The 15,829-nt window shown below is 71.4% G+C and carries 15 protein-coding genes; 2 read left to right on the top strand and 13 right to left on the bottom strand.

What is annotated here, in order from left to right:
* Nucleotides 1–19 precede the first annotated feature (19 nt).
* The 5 genes from ACIBEJ_RS49505 to ACIBEJ_RS49525 form a co-directional block, all read right to left on the bottom strand.
* On the bottom strand, nucleotides 20–184 hold the full coding sequence (locus ACIBEJ_RS49505) for a hypothetical protein (RefSeq protein WP_397190009.1): 165 nt from the start codon (nucleotides 182–184) through the stop codon (nucleotides 20–22).
* 204 nt (nucleotides 185–388) lie between these two features.
* Nucleotides 389–1,060 carry a lasso peptide biosynthesis B2 protein gene (locus ACIBEJ_RS49510; RefSeq protein WP_397190010.1) on the bottom strand — a complete coding sequence of 224 codons (672 nt, stop codon included), beginning with the start codon at nucleotides 1,058–1,060 and terminating at the stop codon, nucleotides 389–391.
* Nucleotide 1,061: 1 nt separating this feature from the next.
* Nucleotides 1,062–2,870 carry an asparagine synthase-related protein gene (locus ACIBEJ_RS49515; protein WP_397190011.1) on the bottom strand — a complete coding sequence of 603 codons (1,809 nt, stop codon included), beginning with the start codon at nucleotides 2,868–2,870 and terminating at the stop codon, nucleotides 1,062–1,064.
* The gene (locus ACIBEJ_RS49520) at nucleotides 2,833–2,985 is read right to left on the bottom strand and encodes a lasso RiPP family leader peptide-containing protein (RefSeq protein WP_397190012.1); all 153 of its coding nucleotides are present in this window, start codon (nucleotides 2,983–2,985) and stop codon (nucleotides 2,833–2,835) included. Before ACIBEJ_RS49520 ends, ACIBEJ_RS49515 begins: the two co-directional genes overlap by 38 nt.
* On the bottom strand, nucleotides 2,960–3,967 hold the full coding sequence (locus ACIBEJ_RS49525; protein WP_397190013.1) for an ROK family protein: 1,008 nt from the start codon (nucleotides 3,965–3,967) through the stop codon (nucleotides 2,960–2,962). The genes ACIBEJ_RS49520 and ACIBEJ_RS49525 overlap by 26 nt, the downstream gene beginning before the upstream one ends.
* A gap of 328 nt (nucleotides 3,968–4,295) precedes the next feature.
* Between ACIBEJ_RS49525 and ACIBEJ_RS49530 the strand changes: the two genes are divergently transcribed.
* Entirely contained in the window at nucleotides 4,296–6,398 is a 2,103-nt protein-coding gene (locus ACIBEJ_RS49530) for an ATP-dependent RecD-like DNA helicase (RefSeq protein ID WP_397190014.1), read from the top strand.
* Between the two features lie 253 nt (nucleotides 6,399–6,651).
* On the opposite strand, the gene ACIBEJ_RS49535 is transcribed toward ACIBEJ_RS49530, so the two are convergent.
* A complete protein-coding gene (locus tag ACIBEJ_RS49535) occupies nucleotides 6,652–7,632 on the bottom strand; it encodes a hypothetical protein (RefSeq protein WP_397190015.1) in 981 nt (326 codons plus the stop codon).
* 154 nt (nucleotides 7,633–7,786) lie between these two features.
* Between ACIBEJ_RS49535 and ACIBEJ_RS49540 the strand changes: the two genes are divergently transcribed.
* Nucleotides 7,787–7,921, top strand: a complete 135-nt coding sequence (locus ACIBEJ_RS49540) for a hypothetical protein (RefSeq protein WP_397190016.1) — start codon at nucleotides 7,787–7,789, stop codon at nucleotides 7,919–7,921.
* A gap of 19 nt (nucleotides 7,922–7,940) precedes the next feature.
* On the opposite strand, the gene ACIBEJ_RS49545 is transcribed toward ACIBEJ_RS49540, so the two are convergent.
* The 7 genes from ACIBEJ_RS49545 to ACIBEJ_RS49575 form a co-directional block, all read right to left on the bottom strand.
* Complete coding sequence (locus ACIBEJ_RS49545) at nucleotides 7,941–8,291, bottom strand: nucleotide pyrophosphohydrolase (protein WP_397190017.1); 351 nt, start codon at nucleotides 8,289–8,291, stop codon at nucleotides 7,941–7,943.
* Nucleotides 8,288–8,740 (bottom strand): hemerythrin domain-containing protein, encoded by a 453-nt coding sequence (locus ACIBEJ_RS49550; RefSeq protein ID WP_397190018.1) that lies wholly within the window; start codon nucleotides 8,738–8,740, stop codon nucleotides 8,288–8,290. Before ACIBEJ_RS49550 ends, ACIBEJ_RS49545 begins: the two co-directional genes overlap by 4 nt.
* A gap of 132 nt (nucleotides 8,741–8,872) precedes the next feature.
* Nucleotides 8,873–10,201 (bottom strand): family 2B encapsulin nanocompartment shell protein, encoded by a 1,329-nt coding sequence (locus ACIBEJ_RS49555; RefSeq protein WP_397190019.1) that lies wholly within the window; start codon nucleotides 10,199–10,201, stop codon nucleotides 8,873–8,875.
* On the bottom strand, nucleotides 10,198–12,348 hold the full coding sequence (locus ACIBEJ_RS49560; RefSeq protein WP_397190020.1) for a germacradienol/geosmin synthase: 2,151 nt from the start codon (nucleotides 12,346–12,348) through the stop codon (nucleotides 10,198–10,200). The genes ACIBEJ_RS49555 and ACIBEJ_RS49560 overlap by 4 nt, the downstream gene beginning before the upstream one ends.
* Nucleotides 12,348–13,736 (bottom strand): family 2B encapsulin nanocompartment shell protein, encoded by a 1,389-nt coding sequence (locus tag ACIBEJ_RS49565; protein ID WP_397190021.1) that lies wholly within the window; start codon nucleotides 13,734–13,736, stop codon nucleotides 12,348–12,350. Before ACIBEJ_RS49565 ends, ACIBEJ_RS49560 begins: the two co-directional genes overlap by 1 nt.
* The gene (locus ACIBEJ_RS49570) at nucleotides 13,733–14,689 is read right to left on the bottom strand and encodes a 4-hydroxy-3-methylbut-2-enyl diphosphate reductase (protein ID WP_397190022.1); all 957 of its coding nucleotides are present in this window, start codon (nucleotides 14,687–14,689) and stop codon (nucleotides 13,733–13,735) included. Before ACIBEJ_RS49570 ends, ACIBEJ_RS49565 begins: the two co-directional genes overlap by 4 nt.
* Complete coding sequence (locus ACIBEJ_RS49575) at nucleotides 14,686–15,741, bottom strand: polyprenyl synthetase family protein (protein WP_397190023.1); 1,056 nt, start codon at nucleotides 15,739–15,741, stop codon at nucleotides 14,686–14,688. Before ACIBEJ_RS49575 ends, ACIBEJ_RS49570 begins: the two co-directional genes overlap by 4 nt.
* Nucleotides 15,742–15,829: the final 88 nt, after the last annotated feature.

Below are 15,829 nucleotides of genomic sequence, written 5' to 3' on the forward strand. Positions count from 1 at the left end.
GCATCATGGTAATGACCGGCTAGTCCTGGTCCTTACGCCCGTCCCTGGCGATCTGGTAGAGCAGCGCCGCCACTCCCACGGCGGCGCCCAAAGGCGTGGCCCACGCGGGCCAGATCACGGTCACCACCACGACCACGGCCACCGCCACGCACACGAAGAACACCCGGCCCGGCAATCGCAGCATTTCTCACCGCCCCATTCCCGTCACCCCGATTTTAGGCGGGTTCTCTAGAGAGGTTCCGCCGGTGATCGCCGGGAAACGGCGGCGAGAATTATTCGGATACAGCTTTCGCCGTGGCCGGGCGGAGAAAAGCTCCGGCGGATTCTCCGCGCATTTTCGCGGGGCCCGGCCCCATCAATTCCGGGACCGCCACACTTCTCTTTCCCCTCACAGGACGACCAGCCGGTGGTGGTCCGCGCCCACCTCGGGCTCCAGCACGGGCTCGCCGCCGACCTCCGCCCAGGCGTGGAATCGGTAGGGCTCGGTGACGAAGCCGATGCACCAGTCCACGCGGCGTCCGCGCAGCGCCCCCCACAGCACCACGGCCAGCGAGGTCTCCAGGCAGGCGGTCCGCCCCGGGTAGCGGCCGGCCGCCCAGCGCACCGCCCTGACCATCTCCTCGGCCGCGACCAGGGCGGGCGGCGGCGCCGTACGCCGTGATCTGCTCACCAGCCGGCACACGGCCGGAAAGCTCATCCGCAGCAGCAGGTGCGCGCAGGCCACCAGGAACAGCGAGGCCACGGCCCCGCGCGGCCGGACGGGCGGCGCGGCGGCGGGCTCGGCCATCGGCACCGAGGCCGCGGCGGGCCGGTCCACCAGCAGCAGGCCCGCGCCGACCATCTCGGCGACCAGCGTGGAGACGTCGGCCGACAACCGGCTCAGCGGCACCTCGGGGAAACGTTCGGCCAGCGCCGCCACGCACTCGTCGACGCCGCCGCCGGTCGTGAGCGTCGCCAGCAGGCCGGCGCCGGTGGCGTTGAGCGCGTACAGGAGGCCGGTGTCGCCGTCGAGCAGCACGCCGGCCTCGACACGCACGTGGGGCGCGACGATGAGGCCCACGTCATCCCCTCCCTTCCTGAGAGTCCAGGGCACGCAGCCACAGCTCGAGCGCGAGCAGCCGGTTCAGCGGGCCCAGCGGGACGGGCACGCCGCTGGTCAGCTTCGTGAGGCTGAGCCGTACCGCCTCCGGCCTGATCACGCCCAGGTCGGCCAGCAGGCTACTGCCCATCAGCGCGTGCAGGCGAGACCCCGCACGGCGGGCGCCCTGGTACTCCTCGGCCAGGTAGTCGCCCTTGCCCGCGCGCTCGACCACCTGCCGGGGCACGAGCCCGGCGACCGACCGCACCAGGAGCGGCTTGTAGGTCCTGGTGTCGGCCCGTTCGGCGGCCCGCAGGCGTACGCAGGACTCGACGACGTCGTTGTCGAGCAGCGGCGCGTGGACCGCGAGGCCGCGGCGGGCGCCCAGCTCGCGCAGGAAGCGCTGCGCGGCGGCGGCCTCGCGCAGCGCGAGGTGGGTGGCGTGCGCGGACGGCGGGCCGAGCGCGGCGGCCCGCCCGGCCGTCGCCGGGTCGCCCGCCGACTCCGCGAGACCCTCGCGGCTCTCGCGCGACAGCCAGCCCAGCACCTCGCCCGGCGGGCTCCACCAGGTGAGCGCGTCGTAGGCGGTCGCGTCGCGGGAGGGAGGCCGGCGCAGGTCGGCGGCGAGGCGGCCGAGCGCACGCCGGGCCGGCGTCCCGGCCAGTCGTGCTGCCCGGGTGACCAGCAGCGCGGGCGACAGGCCCCGCATGCGCGCCAGCGCGTGACCGTCGCGCCACAGCCGGGCGAGCGAGCCGGGAGCCAGCAGGTCGGCCAGGTAGGCGGGCCCGCTCCACAGCAGCGCGTCGCCGCCCTCCCCGGTGAGGTGCGCGCCGGAGCCGCGGGCCGCCGCCCAGTCCAGCCGCAACGCCGCCCGCCGGACGGCCAGCAGGCCCGTCACCGGTTCCTCCGCCGGTTCCAGCCGGTGCAGCCCCTGGTAGGGCAGGGTGTGCTGGTCGCCGACCACCCGCCTGAGCACGATGCCGCGGGTGGCGCGCGCGGCGCGTACGGCATGGGCGAGATCGTCCGCAGGAGCGCTCGCGTGATGGTAGACGACGGCCTCGACCGGCGCCGCGCCCCGGCGCGCGGCCAGCGCGGCGATCGACGTGGAGTCGAGGCCGCCGCTGAAGTCGGCGGTGACGCGGCGGGCCGGATCGCCGCAGCGCGCGTCCACCGCGGACACCAGCGCCCGGCGCAGCAGATCCGCCGAGTCCGCGAGCCCGGCGCCGGGGAAGACGGCACGCGGATGGTGCACCCGGACCCGCGTGCCCCGCCCGGTCACCTCCAGCACCTGGCCGCCCTCGACGCTGCGCGCCCCGGCGAACGGCGAGCGGCCCGCCGCCAGCGGCAGCACGTCCGCGCAGGCGATCGCCACCGCCGCCGACAGCGGGTCGGGCGCCAGCCCCGCCATCCGCGCGACCACCCGGGCGTGCTGCGCGATCACGGTACGGCCGGCCCGGCTGGCGAAGTGAACGCCGAACTGCCCGGCCAGATCGGGATAGACCAGCACCGCCGCCGGGCTCAGCACCACCACCAGCCCAGACCCCGGCCAGCGGCCCAGCCGGTCGAAGTCGCCCGCGCGCACGGCGTCGGCGAGATCGGCCGTCGCGGCGTCGGCCTGGGGCAGCCGGTGGCCGAGCGCCACCAGGCGGGTCTCGCCGTGCTCGACGGTCAGGACCTGGTCGGCCGGCCACCGCCCGTACAGGCGGAACTCGCCGGGCGGCGCGGGGTCGACGGTGACGGCGAAGCCTGGCGGGTCACCAGTAGTACTGCGAGTTGGCGTCGGATTTTCCACTGGAAGAGCTGCCGAGGGTGAGGTCGCCAACGCGACCCAGTCGTATGAGAAGAGGCGGCTCGTAGGCCGCTTGCCCGGGCTCCCCGAAATCAGGCGTGGTCTCCGCCTCTGCCATGTGCAGACTCTAGCCGAGTGTCACGAGTGACGGGTGTGCCTCGCCTAGCTTCGCGTGTCAGCCAGGAATGTCCGGTGATGCCGAGCATCATGGCGCCGGTCGCCGGGGCGTCGTCCAGCGTGCTGGCGACCACTTCCGCCGCGTCGGGCGTGAACCTGTCCATCTCGGCCCGGCACGGGTTCAGGAACAGCCCGCCCGCCCTGGCCACCTCGCCGCCGACCACGATCACCGAGGGGTTCAGGACGGTGCAGACGGCGCCCAGCGCCTGGCCGAGCAGTTCCCCGCCCTCCCGCAGGATGCGGCGGCAGCTCCGGTCACCGCCCGCGGCGGCGCCGGCCACCTCGGCCAGGGAGGCGTGCGGCGCCCGTGTCGCGCGTCTGGCGTCCGCCAGCATCAGATCGATATTCAGGTAGGTCTCCAGGCAGCCGCGGTTGCCGCACCAGCACGGCCGGCCGTCCGGCCTGACCACCAGGTGGCCCACCGCGCCCGCCCGGCCGTGCGCCCCGCGCTCGATCCGGTCGGAGGTCCTGATCCCGGCGCTGACGTGCCGGGAGACGTCCACGAACACCACGAGCGGGGCACGCCGGAAGCAGTGGATGTGCTCGGCCAGCGCGCCCAGCGTGCTCGCCCGGTCGAGCAGCACCCGCGGCGCGTCGGGGCCGCACACCTCGGGAAGGCGGGCCGACAGCACGGCCGCCGGGTCCAGGTCGCCGGGCCACCAGGGAGGCAGCGAGCCAGGACGGCCGGACCGGGGATCGACGGCGACGGGTACGGCCACGCCGATCGCCGCCAGGTGCGTGGCCGCCTCGCCCAACTCGCCGATGAGCCTGCCGGTCGTCTCCAGGACCGCGTCGGGCCAGGTCGTGCCCTCCAGGCCGTGCGGCAGCCGTACCGGATCGGCGGCGGCGTGGCTGTCCAGGCGCTTGGCCAGGACCGTGCAGCCCGTGGCGTCGAGCGAGACGCCGACCGCCACGCCCGTCATCGGGTGCAGCCGCGCGGGGGAATTGCGTCCGGCCGCGGCGGCGACTATTCCCCTTTCCCGGAGCGCGCCGAGAGCATTGGAAATGGTCGGCTGCGCGACGCCGCAATGGTGCGTCAGATCCAATTGGTTCATCGGTGCGCACATGAGCGCCCGGATGATTCTGAGGTGATTGGGCAACAGCGTGCGGTCTTTGCCGCGAAGGATGTCGCGACCGTTGAGCACGGCCACCTCGCCCGAATCGACTGAGACCTCGATCGTCGCATGGATATATCAGAATGAATAGTCACGGGTTCCGGGGCTGTCGGTGGCATGGCCTAGGGTTCGAAACGTGGAAGCGTCCGTCGAGCAGCTCGTCTTCGTGCGTGACGACGCCTACACCGTCGCCCGCATGAGCGCGGACGGCCGGGCCGGGTTCGTGGCGGCCGGGCGGGCGCTGGGCGGGGTGCAGCCCGGGGAGACGGTCAGGCTGGCCGGGGCCTGGGAGGAGCACCCGCGCCACGGCCGCCGCTACGCCGTGACCGGCTGCGAGCGGGTCACCCCCTCGACGGTCCGCGCGATCCAGATCTACCTCGGCTCCGGCCTGATCAGGGGCATCGGCCCGAGGCTCGCGCAGGCCATCGTCGGCCACTTCGGGGAGCGCAGCCTCGCCGTCATCGACGAAGAGCCCGGACGGCTGCGCGAGGTCATCAACATCGGCCCCGTCCGGCAGGCCCAGATCGTCGAGGCCTGGCACGAGCAGAAGGCGGTCGCCGAGCTGATGGTCGTGCTCCAGGGCTTCGGGGTCAGCCCGCTGCTCGCGGCCAAGATCTACCAGGTGTTCGGGGCCGAGTCGGGCGAGGTGCTGGCCAAGGACCCCTACCAGTTGATCGGCCGGGTCAGGGGCATCGCGTTCGCCACCGCCGACCGGATCGCGTTGCGGTCGGGCGTACCGGAGAGCAGCCCGCAGCGCATCCAGGCGGCGCTGCTCGACCGGCTCGACGCCGCGGCCAGCGGCGGCGGCCACTGCTTCCTGTCGCCCACCGCGCTCGTCACCCAGACCATCGCCCTCATCGAGCAGGACGAGGAGCTGATCAGGCAGGGCCTCGACGCGCTGACCGCCGAGCGCCGCGTCGTCCGCGAGTCCGACGCCGTCTACCCCAAGGAGCTCCACAGCCGCGAGCTGCGGCTCACCGCCGAACTCGCCCGCCTGGCCCGTGCCCGCTCCACGCTGCCGCTGCGCTCCTACCAGGAGGACGAAAGCCTCGACGACGACCAGCGCGCCGCCGTCACCATGGCCCTGACCAGCACGCTGTCGATCCTCACCGGCGGCCCCGGCTGCGGGAAGAGCCACACGGTCAGGGCGCTGGCGGCCACCGTACGCGCGATGGGCGGCGCCGTCACGCTCTGCGCGCCCACCGGCAAGGCGGCGAAACGCCTGTCGGAGCTGGCCGGGCTGCCCGCGATGACCATCCACCGCGCCCTGGCCCACGAACCCGACCCCGACGCGCTGTTCGACGAGACGCCCGTCCGGGCCGACCTCGTCGTCGTGGACGAGGTCTCCATGCTCGACCTCGGGCTGGCCACCAGGCTGGCCGCGGCGCTGCCGTCCGGCACGCACCTGCTGCTGGTGGGCGACAGCGACCAGTTGCCGAGCGTGGGTCCCGGCAGCGTGCTCGCCGACCTGCTCGCCGTCGAGAGCATTCCCCGGGTACGCCTCACCCGCGTCTTCCGCCAGGCGGAGGGCAGCGCGATCATCAGAGCCGCCCACCGGATCAGGACCGGAGACCTGCCGGAGCTTCCGGGCGGCGGCGGCTTCTGGTTCGAGGCGCTCGACGACCCCGAGGCGATCGCCGACCGCGTGGTCCACCTGGCGACGGTGGCGATCCCCCGCAAACAGCAGATCAGCCCGGCCCAGGTGCAGGTCCTGAGCCCGATGCGCAAAGGCACGACCGGCACCACCGAGCTGGGCCGCCGCCTCCAGGAAGTACGCAACCCGGCGGCCGACGACAAGCCGGAACACTGGTCAGGCTCCACCGTCTTCCGCGTCGGCGACCGGGTCATGCCCATCCGCAACAACTACGACAAGGGCGTCTTCAACGGCGAGACCGGCACCCTGACCCGCCTGGTCCCGGAGGAACGCCAGGCCGACGTCCAGATCGACGACGGCGACCTGGTCACCTACACCTTCGACGAACTCGACGACCTCACCCACGCCTACGCGATCAGCGTGCACCGGGCGCAGGGCAGCGAGTACCCGATCGTGGTGGCGCCACTGGTGGCGGAGTCGGGGGGCATCATGTTGCGGCGGAGGTTGCTGTACACCCTGGTCACGCGGGCCCGAGCCTGGGTGGTCCTGGTGGGCCAGCGCAACGCCTTGGACCTGGCCGTCCACCGCCTGGGCCACCGCCGCAACACCTCCCTGACCACCCGCCTGGAGGCCACGGGCCTCTAAAGGCTCGGACGCTTTAATCGTGCGCCTCCGGTGCGGCCTGCGCGTACTGAAGAAATCCCGGAAGATCGACGGCAACCACGAGTGACTTATCCGTGCACTGGAACAGGGACATTCGCCGCCACTAGGACGAACGCAAGCAGTCCTTTCTGTCATAAATCCGTTTTATGCATCGATTGATTGGCCGGTAAGTTTCGGGAGAGCCGAACAGCACACCGCGTCACCCCGATGCGGCACCAGCGTCAGCGGCTGTCCGCTATCGGGCGTCCCGGTTTCCGCCGTGGCCTGCGGCCTCTGCCTGGCGGGTACGGCGCCACACCCAGGCCAGCAGGGCGAGGACGGCGGCTGCCACGATGGCGTTGGAGACGTACTTGGTCGTCAGGTCGGTGACGCCTTCGGGGGCGACGGTGAACGCGATCAGGACATTGCTCGCCAGCGGTGCCGATCCTGCTGCCAGGGTGTGTGAACCGGTCCACCCCTCGCGACCCGACCACACCAGGAGAAGTGCTCCGAGCAGGCTCAGAGCCGCAATGTTCGCGATGACCCCGGGCCACACGGGCGGAGCCAGGGTGAGCACGCCGGCGACCAGGAGTGCCGCGCCGCCGACCAGCCAGGGAGGCGGCACGCGTCCGGGACGCCGGTCGGAGCGGCGGGGGATCAGGAACGCGGTCACGACCAGAACGATCACGGCGGCGACGGTGCAGCCGAGCTGAAGTGGGGACAGGACGAACTGTTTGTCGGCCGTGTGCTCGGCGAAGATGAGGGCCGCGCTCAGCAGATATGCCACGAATGTGACGGTGAGGCCGAAGCGACCCAGCCATGGACGGTGCGCCGAGCGCGGGGCGCCGGCCTGGACGATGGCGATTGGCGCGCCGAAGCTCCACAGCATGTGACCTCCGACGAACGTCACCAGATAGCTGATGCTGAGATCCAGTTCCGGGATCAGCGTCGGCTGCCGGTCGGCCATCCAGCTCGGGTCGTCGATGTAGTGGGGGTTGAACAATCCCTGGTCAATGAGCCCGGCCTGGATCAGTCCGAAGGCCGCGGACAGCAGCAGCATCGTCGGCCAGCCGCGACCGGCACGACAGGTCAGTTCCCGGATCAGGATCGCCGCCGTGCCATAGAGCGGGATAGCGATCGCCAATTGGATCAGCAGGCCGACCGGATCCACGAACAAACCCAGATAGGCGCTCAATAGCTCCGCCCCGATTGGCGACAACACCAGGAGAGCGATCACAGGTGCATATGCGGAAGATTTCACATGTGCAGATTATTAGAGTATCCGCTCGACTTTTGTCTCCATTTGGCTGACTTTGGTATATGGGATGGCGTGCCTGTCTCGGCAGCCGCCGGATCGCGGTCAGGGCCGTTGCGTTCTCGACAGGTGACAGGTGACCGAGGCCATCGCCGCCGCTGTGGCTGTGGCCGTGCCGTTGCTGCTCGGCGGTCCCGCGTACGCGGTGGACAAGGCCGCCGACGGGCTGATCGACATCACCGTCAAGCGCGGGAGCTCGAGTCCGGAGTGAGGCTCGGCCGGGTGGTGGGCTAGGGGGGTAGGGGCGGGGCTTTGCGGGCTGAGCCGCGGTAGGTGGCTGGGTCGTAGCGTTTTTCGCTTTCGGACAGCTTGGCGTGGGCGGCTGCGATGAGGTCCACTCCCAGGACGTCTGCCAATCTCACCAGGTAGCCGGTTACGTCGCCCAGCTCGGCCCGGACTCGGGCCGTTGTCTCCTCGTCCAGCGGCTCGCCGGGAGCCAGCCACTGGAACTCTGCCACCAGTTCGCCTACCTCGCCGGCCAGGGCCATCACCAGGTTCTTGGGGGTGTGGAACCGTTCCCAGTCCCGGGCCTCCACGAAGGTGCGGAAGCGGGCGGCAAGCTCCTCGATCTCGGTGCTCACGCTTCGTCCCGGAGCAGGTAGTCGGGGCGGTGGTCGCGCCATTCTGGCAGGTCAAGCGCGTCGAGGGCGGCTACGATGCGGCGTTCCTCGAAGGTGAAGTGTGACTCCAGGATGGCGGTGAGGCCGTCCAGTTCGGCCAGGGCGGCTTCCGGGTCGGTGCCGTCCAGGGAGGCGACGCGTTCCAGGAGGTGGGCCACCAACTGGTGGTCCTCCTCCAACTGGGCGATGACCGGGCGGAGTTCGGGATGGCGGTCGGCGAGGGCGGGGAAGGCCACGGTGTCCTCGCCGGTGTGGTGCCTGGTCACCGCCGTGCAGAACGCCAGGCAGTGGGCGCGCAGGTCGGCTGGGCGGCCACCTGAGGCGAGGTCGTCGCGGAGTCGGCGGAGTTCCTCCCGCAGCCAGTCGTGCACCTCGATGAGCTGGGTTCCGAACGCGGCGATCTGGTTCACGGGCCACGATCCTAGAGGCTCACCCCGGGCGGCGTGCTGGTGCAGGCGGGGGCGGGGCCGTCCGGACTGTCCAGCATCGCGCCCGGAGGGCCGGCCGGACGGCCGACCCCGGACGTCATCGCGCCGGTGTAGTCAGACCTCGACGTTCTCCAGCACGCCGAGCGCGTCGGGCACCAGGACCGCCGCCGAGTAGTAGGTGGTCACGAGGTAGCTGATGATCGCCTTGTCGTCGATGCCCAGCTTGCGCACCGACACCCCGGGCTCGCACTCGTCGGGCAGCCCGGTGCGGGTCAGTCCGATGACGCCCTGCTTCTCGGTACCCGTGCGCATGACGAGGATGGAGCTGAGGCCCCGGTCGCTGATCGGGATCTTGTCGGTGGGCAGGATCGGCACCCCGCGCCAGGCCATCACCTTGGCGCCGTTGACCTCGGCGACGTCCGGCACGATCCGGCGGGCGGTGCACTGCCTGCCGAGGGCGGCGATCGCCCGGGGGTGGGCGAAGAAGTAGTGCGTGCTGCGGCGGCGCGAGAGCAGTTCGTCCATGTCGTGCGGGGTGGGCGGGCCGGTGCGGGTCTGGAAGCGCTGCCTGAGGTCGACGTTGTGCAGCAGCCCGAACTCGCGGTTGTTGACCAGTTCGTGCTCCTCGCGCTCGCGCACCGCCTCGATGGTCAGGCGGAGCTGCTGCTGGGTCTGGTCGATCGGGTCGCTGTAGAGGTCGGCCACCCGCGTGTGCACCCGGAGCACGGTCTGGGCCACGCTCAGCTCGTACTCGCGGGGGCCGCGGTCGTAGTCGACGTACGTGCCGGGCAGCGTCGGCTCGCCTTGGTGCCCGGCGGACATGGCGATCTCGGCCTCGCCGTGCTTGTTGCTCGGGCCGGTCCTGGCCGGGCGGTCGAGGTGTTCGCGCAGGCCGTCGGAGCGCTCGCGCAGCCGGTCGGCGTCCTCGCGGGAGAGCACCAGCACCGTGCAGGCCGTCACCGCCCTGGCGGGCTGGGCCCCGTCGCCGGTCAGGTCGCCCAGGTGGTCGCCGTCGGCCAGCATGCCGACGACGGTGGCGCGGCCGTACCCGCCGATGCCGGTTTTGGCGACCTTGCCGTGCGCGACCAGCACGATCTGCCCGTCCGGGACCTCCTGCCCCTCGACCAGGTCGTGCTGGACGAACCGGTCGGCCAGCGCCTGCAACTCGGCCGGGTCCTCGAAGTCGTGCAGCGACGGCAGTTCGCGCAGCTCGTCCGGGATCACCTGTACGGCGGCGCCGACCGTGGTGAAGCTCACCCGCCCGTCGCCGACGGTGTAGTTGAGCCGCCGGTTGACCCGGTACACGCCACCGACCGCCTCCACCCACGGCAGCACGTGCAGCAGGTGGCGTGGCGTGATCTCCCGCATCTGCGGGACGGTCTTGGTGGTCGTGGCGAGCTTGCGCGCCGCCGCGGTCCCGAGGCTGAGCAGGGATTCTGTCATGGCGCGCCTATCGGTAGCAGGGAGTGGATCCGGCTGAACGCCGTGCCGAGCCCCGTGGGGCCCTGGGTCCAGCGGACGGCGGAGCCGCGGCGGAGCTCGGTCTCGGAGTAGCGGGAGCACTGCTCGTGCCAGCGCAGGATTCCGGCTATCCAGTCCTGCAGCCCGGTGACGTAGCAGCCGACCGCGGCCCGCACCGCGTCGTCTGCGGCCCGGGTGTCGAGCATGGCGGGCAGGTCGTTGGCGGCGACGTGCTCGAACTCGGCCAGCCTGGCGCACATGAGCTTGGTGACGACGGTGACGGCCTCATCCACGTCGCAGTCGAAGAAGTTGCGCATGACCAGTACGGAGTTGTGCAGGTCCCCCTCGAACTGGAGCTCCTTCTGGCCGGAGTAGAGGTCGTTGACCAGGCAGGCGTAGTCCGCCGCCGCGCTGGTCATGGCCAGGACCTCGCGGGTCCCGAACAGCGCGTCGGGCAGGGGGTGCGGGCTGTTGAGCCGGTTCAGCCGGATGGTGAGCCCGGTGCCGAACGTGAGCCTGCGCATCTCGATGTAGTCGACCGGGTCGGGCACCCGGTTCTGGATGAGGTTGACGATCTCCCATTCCCAGCTCGCGAGCATGCGCGCGATCTCGTCGTGCAGCAGCCTCCGCTCGTCCGCGGGAAGAGGGGTCGCGGTACGCGCCCACAGGTCGGCCAGCCCCCGCTCCATCGCGTTGACCGGCAGGGTGAGCGGGACCAGGTCCACCGGCATGAGCGCGCACAGCCGCCGGTTGGACAGCTTCGCGCCGGTCAGGTCGTGGCCGCCGCCGAAGACCTTCGGGTAGTAGTCGTCGGCGTAGGTGCCCCAGGCGAGCCAGTCGGTCGCCAGCTCAAGGGCCTCGGCGCCGACGTCGGGGGCGAGGCCGGAGGCGCACAACGCCAGGTCGAAGCCCTTGACCTGGCCTTCCGTCCACAGCGCCGTGGACGGAAGGCCGGGCAGGGCGGTGGTGAAGCCCATCTCCACGCACCACCGTTGGTTGTGGGCACGGGCCCGGTCCAGGTGCGGGTTGTCGCGGACGGTGAACGGCATGGGGAAGTGCGGCAGCCGTACCGTCGTCTCGGAGAAAGGGCGGTAGGTGAAGTTGCGCAGGCCGCTCTTCACGTGGGCGGGCGAGACGTTGAGCGGGCCGCGCTCGCGGCGTGCCTTGGTGTAGCGGCTGGAGGCCAGGTGCCAGGCGTGGCCGCCGGCCTGCCAGTCCTGCAGGCCCTTGACGTAGCGCAGCACCCGGTCCTGCTCGTGCGGGGCGAGCGCGTGCTCGGCGAGCAGGGCCGGCAGTTCGGTGAGCGCGGTGTGCTCGAACTGGTGCAGCCGCGATGTGATCATGTCGTTGGTGATCTCGACGCCCTGCTGGGTGCCGCAGCCGAAGAAGTTCTCGCAGACCAGCACGGAGTTGGACAGCTCGCCCTCGGCCACCACCTCGCGCTGGTAGGAGAACAGGTCGTTGCGCAGGTGCACGGCGTCGGAGAAGGTCTCGGTGAGCACCCGGATCGGGCGGCTGCCCGCGACGCGCGCGGGCAGTTCGGCGCCGGCCGCGTGCTCGACCAGGCAGGCCGACCAGGGCGCGCCGCCGACCTTCCTGCGCTCCTCGATGTACTCGATGGGGTTGGAGACCAGGCCCGAGTCGATGTGGAACAGCTCCCACATCGACTCCTGGGTGAGGTCGCGGGTGACGGTGACGAAGCGCCGCCGCCACGCGTCCGTCATCGCCGGGACCGTCCTGGCCCACAGGTCCTTCAGGCCCAGCTCGACGGGGTTGGTCGGCTCTGGCGGGTCGTCGGCCATGAACAGGTCGAGCTGGTCCAGGTACACCTGCCCGCCCCTGAGGTCCTTGGTCCGCTTGAAGGCGTGCAGGAAGTGGTCGTCGAAGAAGAACACCCAGACGTACCAGTCGGTGATGAGGTCGAGCTCCGTGGCCGAGCAGTCGGGATGGGTGTAGGCGCACATCAGGCCGTAGTCGTGCGCCTCCAGGTCGGCCGGCGTCCAGATGTCCGGGTTGTCGAAGAAGCCCATCCGGGCCGCCCACGCGCGGGTGTGCGCGCGGGCGGTCTCGACGTGCGGGTTCAGTCGTGGCGGATACGGCAGGTAGAAGTCGGGCAGCTCATACGGCATCAGCCCACCTCGACGCTCTCCAGGATGCCGAGAGCGTCCGGCACGAGCACCGCCGCGGAGTAGTAGGTCGTGACCAGGTAGGAGATGACCGCCTTCTCGTTGATGCCCATGAAGCGCACCGACAGGCCGGGCTCGTACTCGTCCGGCAGCCCGGTGCGGGTCAGTCCGATGACGCCCTGGGCCGCCTCGCCCACGCGCATCGCCATGATCGAGCTGAGGCCGTTGTCGCTGACCGGGATCTTGTTGCACGGCAGGATCGGCACGCCGCGCCACGAGGGCGCCTTCTGCCCGTTGACCTCGACGCTCGTCGGGTAGATGCCCCGCTCGGTGCACTGGCGGGCGAACGCGGCGATGGCCCGGGGGTGCGCGATCAGGGCGGCCGGGTTCTTCCAGACCAGGGCCAGCAGCTCGTCGAGGTCGTCGGGGGTGGGCGGGCCGGTCAGCGTGTGGATGCGCTGCTTGAGGTCGGCGTTGTGCAGCAGTCCGAACTCGCGGTTGTTGACCAGCTCGTTCTCCTGCCGCTCGCGCAGGGCCTCCACGGTCAGCCGCAACTGCTGCTGCGTCTGATTCATCGGCTCGTTGTAGAGGTCGGCCACGCGGGTGTGCACCCGCAGGATCGTCTGGGCGACGCTCAGCTCGTACTCGCGCGGGGCCGCGTCGTAGTCGACGAACGTGCCCGGCAGCGTCGGCTCGCCGGTGTGGCCGGCGGACAGGGCGATCTCGGCCTCGCCGTGCGCGTTCAGCGACCGGTCGGGGTCGGCGGCCCACGCCTCGACGTGCTCACGCAGTCCGTCCGCCTGGTCGGCGACCTCGTCGAAGGCGGACCTGGGCAGGGCGAGCACGGTGCACGCGGTGACCGCCTGGACGGTCAGGTCGTGGGTGCCGGACTCGCCGGCCAGCGACCTGTCGCCGAAGTAGTCGCCGTCGGCCAGCACGCCGCGTACCGCCTGCTTGCCGTAGGCGCCCTCGCCGACCAGGCTGACCTTTCCGTGCGCCACGAGCACGACCTCGGTCGCCGGGGAACCGGCCTCGACGATCACCGATCCCGGCTCGTACTCGCGCTGCGTGAACCGGTCGGCCAGAGCGGTCAGCACGTCTATATCGTCATAGCCGCGCAGCGCGGGCAGTTCGCACAACTCGGCGGGGATCACCCGCACAGCGGCGCCGGTGTTGGTGAAGGTGACCCGGCCGTCCCCGACCGTGTAGGTGAGCCGGCGGTTGACCCGGTAGGCGCCGCCCACGACCTCCACCCAGGGCAATACCTTGAGCAGATGCCTGGAGGTGATCTCCTGCATCTGCGGCTGGGTCTTGGTCGTGGTCGCGAGGTTGCGTGCGGCTTTCGTACCGAGGCTGAGGGGGCTCTCGTTGTTCAGGACGGTTTCGGTCACAGGACACCACCTATCGGGGAGGAGCGGAGCTCACGGAGCTCGGGCGGGAGGGAGAAGATCAGGCGTTCTTCCGCCAGCGTCACGGTCTGGACGTCGGCGAAGCCGTGCTCGGCCAGCCAGCCGAGCAGTTCGGCCACGAGATGCTCGGGGACGGAGGCGCCGGAGCTGACGCCGACGGTCAGCACGCCGTCGAGCCAGCCCTCCTCGGCCTCGGCCACGCCGTCCACGAGGTGGCCGGCACGGGCGCCGGCGGCGAGCGCGACCTCGACCAGGCGGCGGGAGTTGGAGGAGTTGGCCGAGCCGACCACGATCACCAGGTCGCACTCGGGGGCGATGGCGGTGATCGCTTCCTGGCGGTTCTGGCTGGCGTAACAGATGTCGTCGCTGGGCGGGTCGACGAGGCCGGGGTAGCGCTCGCGCAGGCGCCGGACCGCGCCCATGGTCTCGTCCACCGACAGCGTGGTCTGCGACAGCCAGCTGATCGGCCGGTCGGCCGGCAGTTCGACCTCGTCGGGGCGGGCCGGGTCGACCACGTGCATGCGGTCGGGGGCCTCGCCGAGCGTGCCCTCGACCTCCTCGTGCTCGGCGTGGCCGATGAGCACGATGTCGTAGCCGGTCTCGGCGAACCTGACCGCCTCCTTGTGCACCTTGGTGACCAGCGGGCAGGTGGCGTCGATGCTGCGCAGGCCGCGGCCGGCGGCCGTGTCCTTGACCGCGGGCGAGACGCCGTGGGCGGAGAAGACGACCAGGGCGCCGTCGGGCACCTCGTCGAGCTCCTCCACGAAGATCGCGCCGCGGGTGGTGAGGTCGGCGACCACGAAGGTGTTGTGGACGATCTGTTTACGGACGTAGACCGGCGGGCCGTACCTTTTGAGGGCCTCCTCGACGGTGCGGATGGCACGTTCCACGCCCGCGCAGTAGCCGCGCGGCGCGGCGAGCAGGACCCGCTTCACGCGCTGCGGTGGGTGAGCCGGTCGGCCATCAGGGCCAGGCCCTGCCGGGCGTGCTGGTCGATCGCGCATGTCCGCAACTCCTCAAGTCCGGTTCGGACCCGGCCGTCGATCATCGTCTCGACGCGGGCGAGTGCTCGGGTGTCGACGATGATCTGCCGCAGGTCGGCGGCGCGCTTCTCGTCGAGGTCGGGGTTGCCGTGCCAGTCGCGCAGCAGCCGCAGCGCGGGGCCGTCGGCCTCGGCGAACGCGTGCGCCATCAGCACGGTGGCCTTGCCCTCCCGCAGGTCGTCGAGGACGGGCTTGCCGGTGACACCCGGGTCGCCGAACACGCCCAGGACGTCGTCGCGGAGCTGGAACGCCTCGCCGAGCGGCAGCCCGAAGCGCGAGTACGCCTCCAGCAGCGACCGGTCGGCGCCGGCCAGCGCGCCGCCGATCTGCAGGGGGCGCTCGACCGTGTACTTGGCGGTCTTGTAGCGGATGACGGTGAGCGCGCGCTCGGCGGTCGGGTCGAGGTGCGCCTGGATGTCGAGGTACTGGCCGGCGATCACCTCCTCGCGCATCCGGTTGAACAGCCGCCGCGGCGCGCCGCCCGCCTCGCCGAACAGCTCGTCGGCCCACGCCTGGGCGAGCACCCCGAGCAGTACGGCGGCGCTGTTGCCGAAGGGCTCGGCCGCCGGGTGCCGCAGCGGGCGGGTCAGGCTCCGGTGAAGGGTCGGGCGGCCTCTGCGCAGGGCGCTGCCGTCCATGATGTCGTCGTGGATGAGCAGCCCCGCGTGGTAGAGCTCCAGCGCGGCGCCGGCGGCGACGGGGGCCGCCTCGTCCGTGCCGCCGGCGCCGCGCGCTCCCCAGTAGCAGAGCAGGGGCCTGACGCGCTTGCCGCCCTTGACCACGAACTCGCGCAGAAGCCGGTGGCCCTCGGCCAGTTCCGGGTCGGCGACGGGAGCGGGGTGGGCGTCGATGAACTCGCCGAGCAGGTCGTCGACCGCTGTCCTGACCCTGTGGATGGTCGTGTCGACCGGCTCCACGGGGGGATCCGCAACCTCCGCCGTCATGATCCGTTCTCCTCTTTCGAGATCGTCGGACACACACGAGAAGCTAGGACACGAATACCGAGAGTGAAATCGGTCGTTCCATTGACCG

It is taken from the genome of Nonomuraea sp. NPDC050790 (assembly GCF_044456745.1).
Lineage (GTDB): Bacteria > Actinomycetota > Actinomycetes > Streptosporangiales > Streptosporangiaceae > Nonomuraea.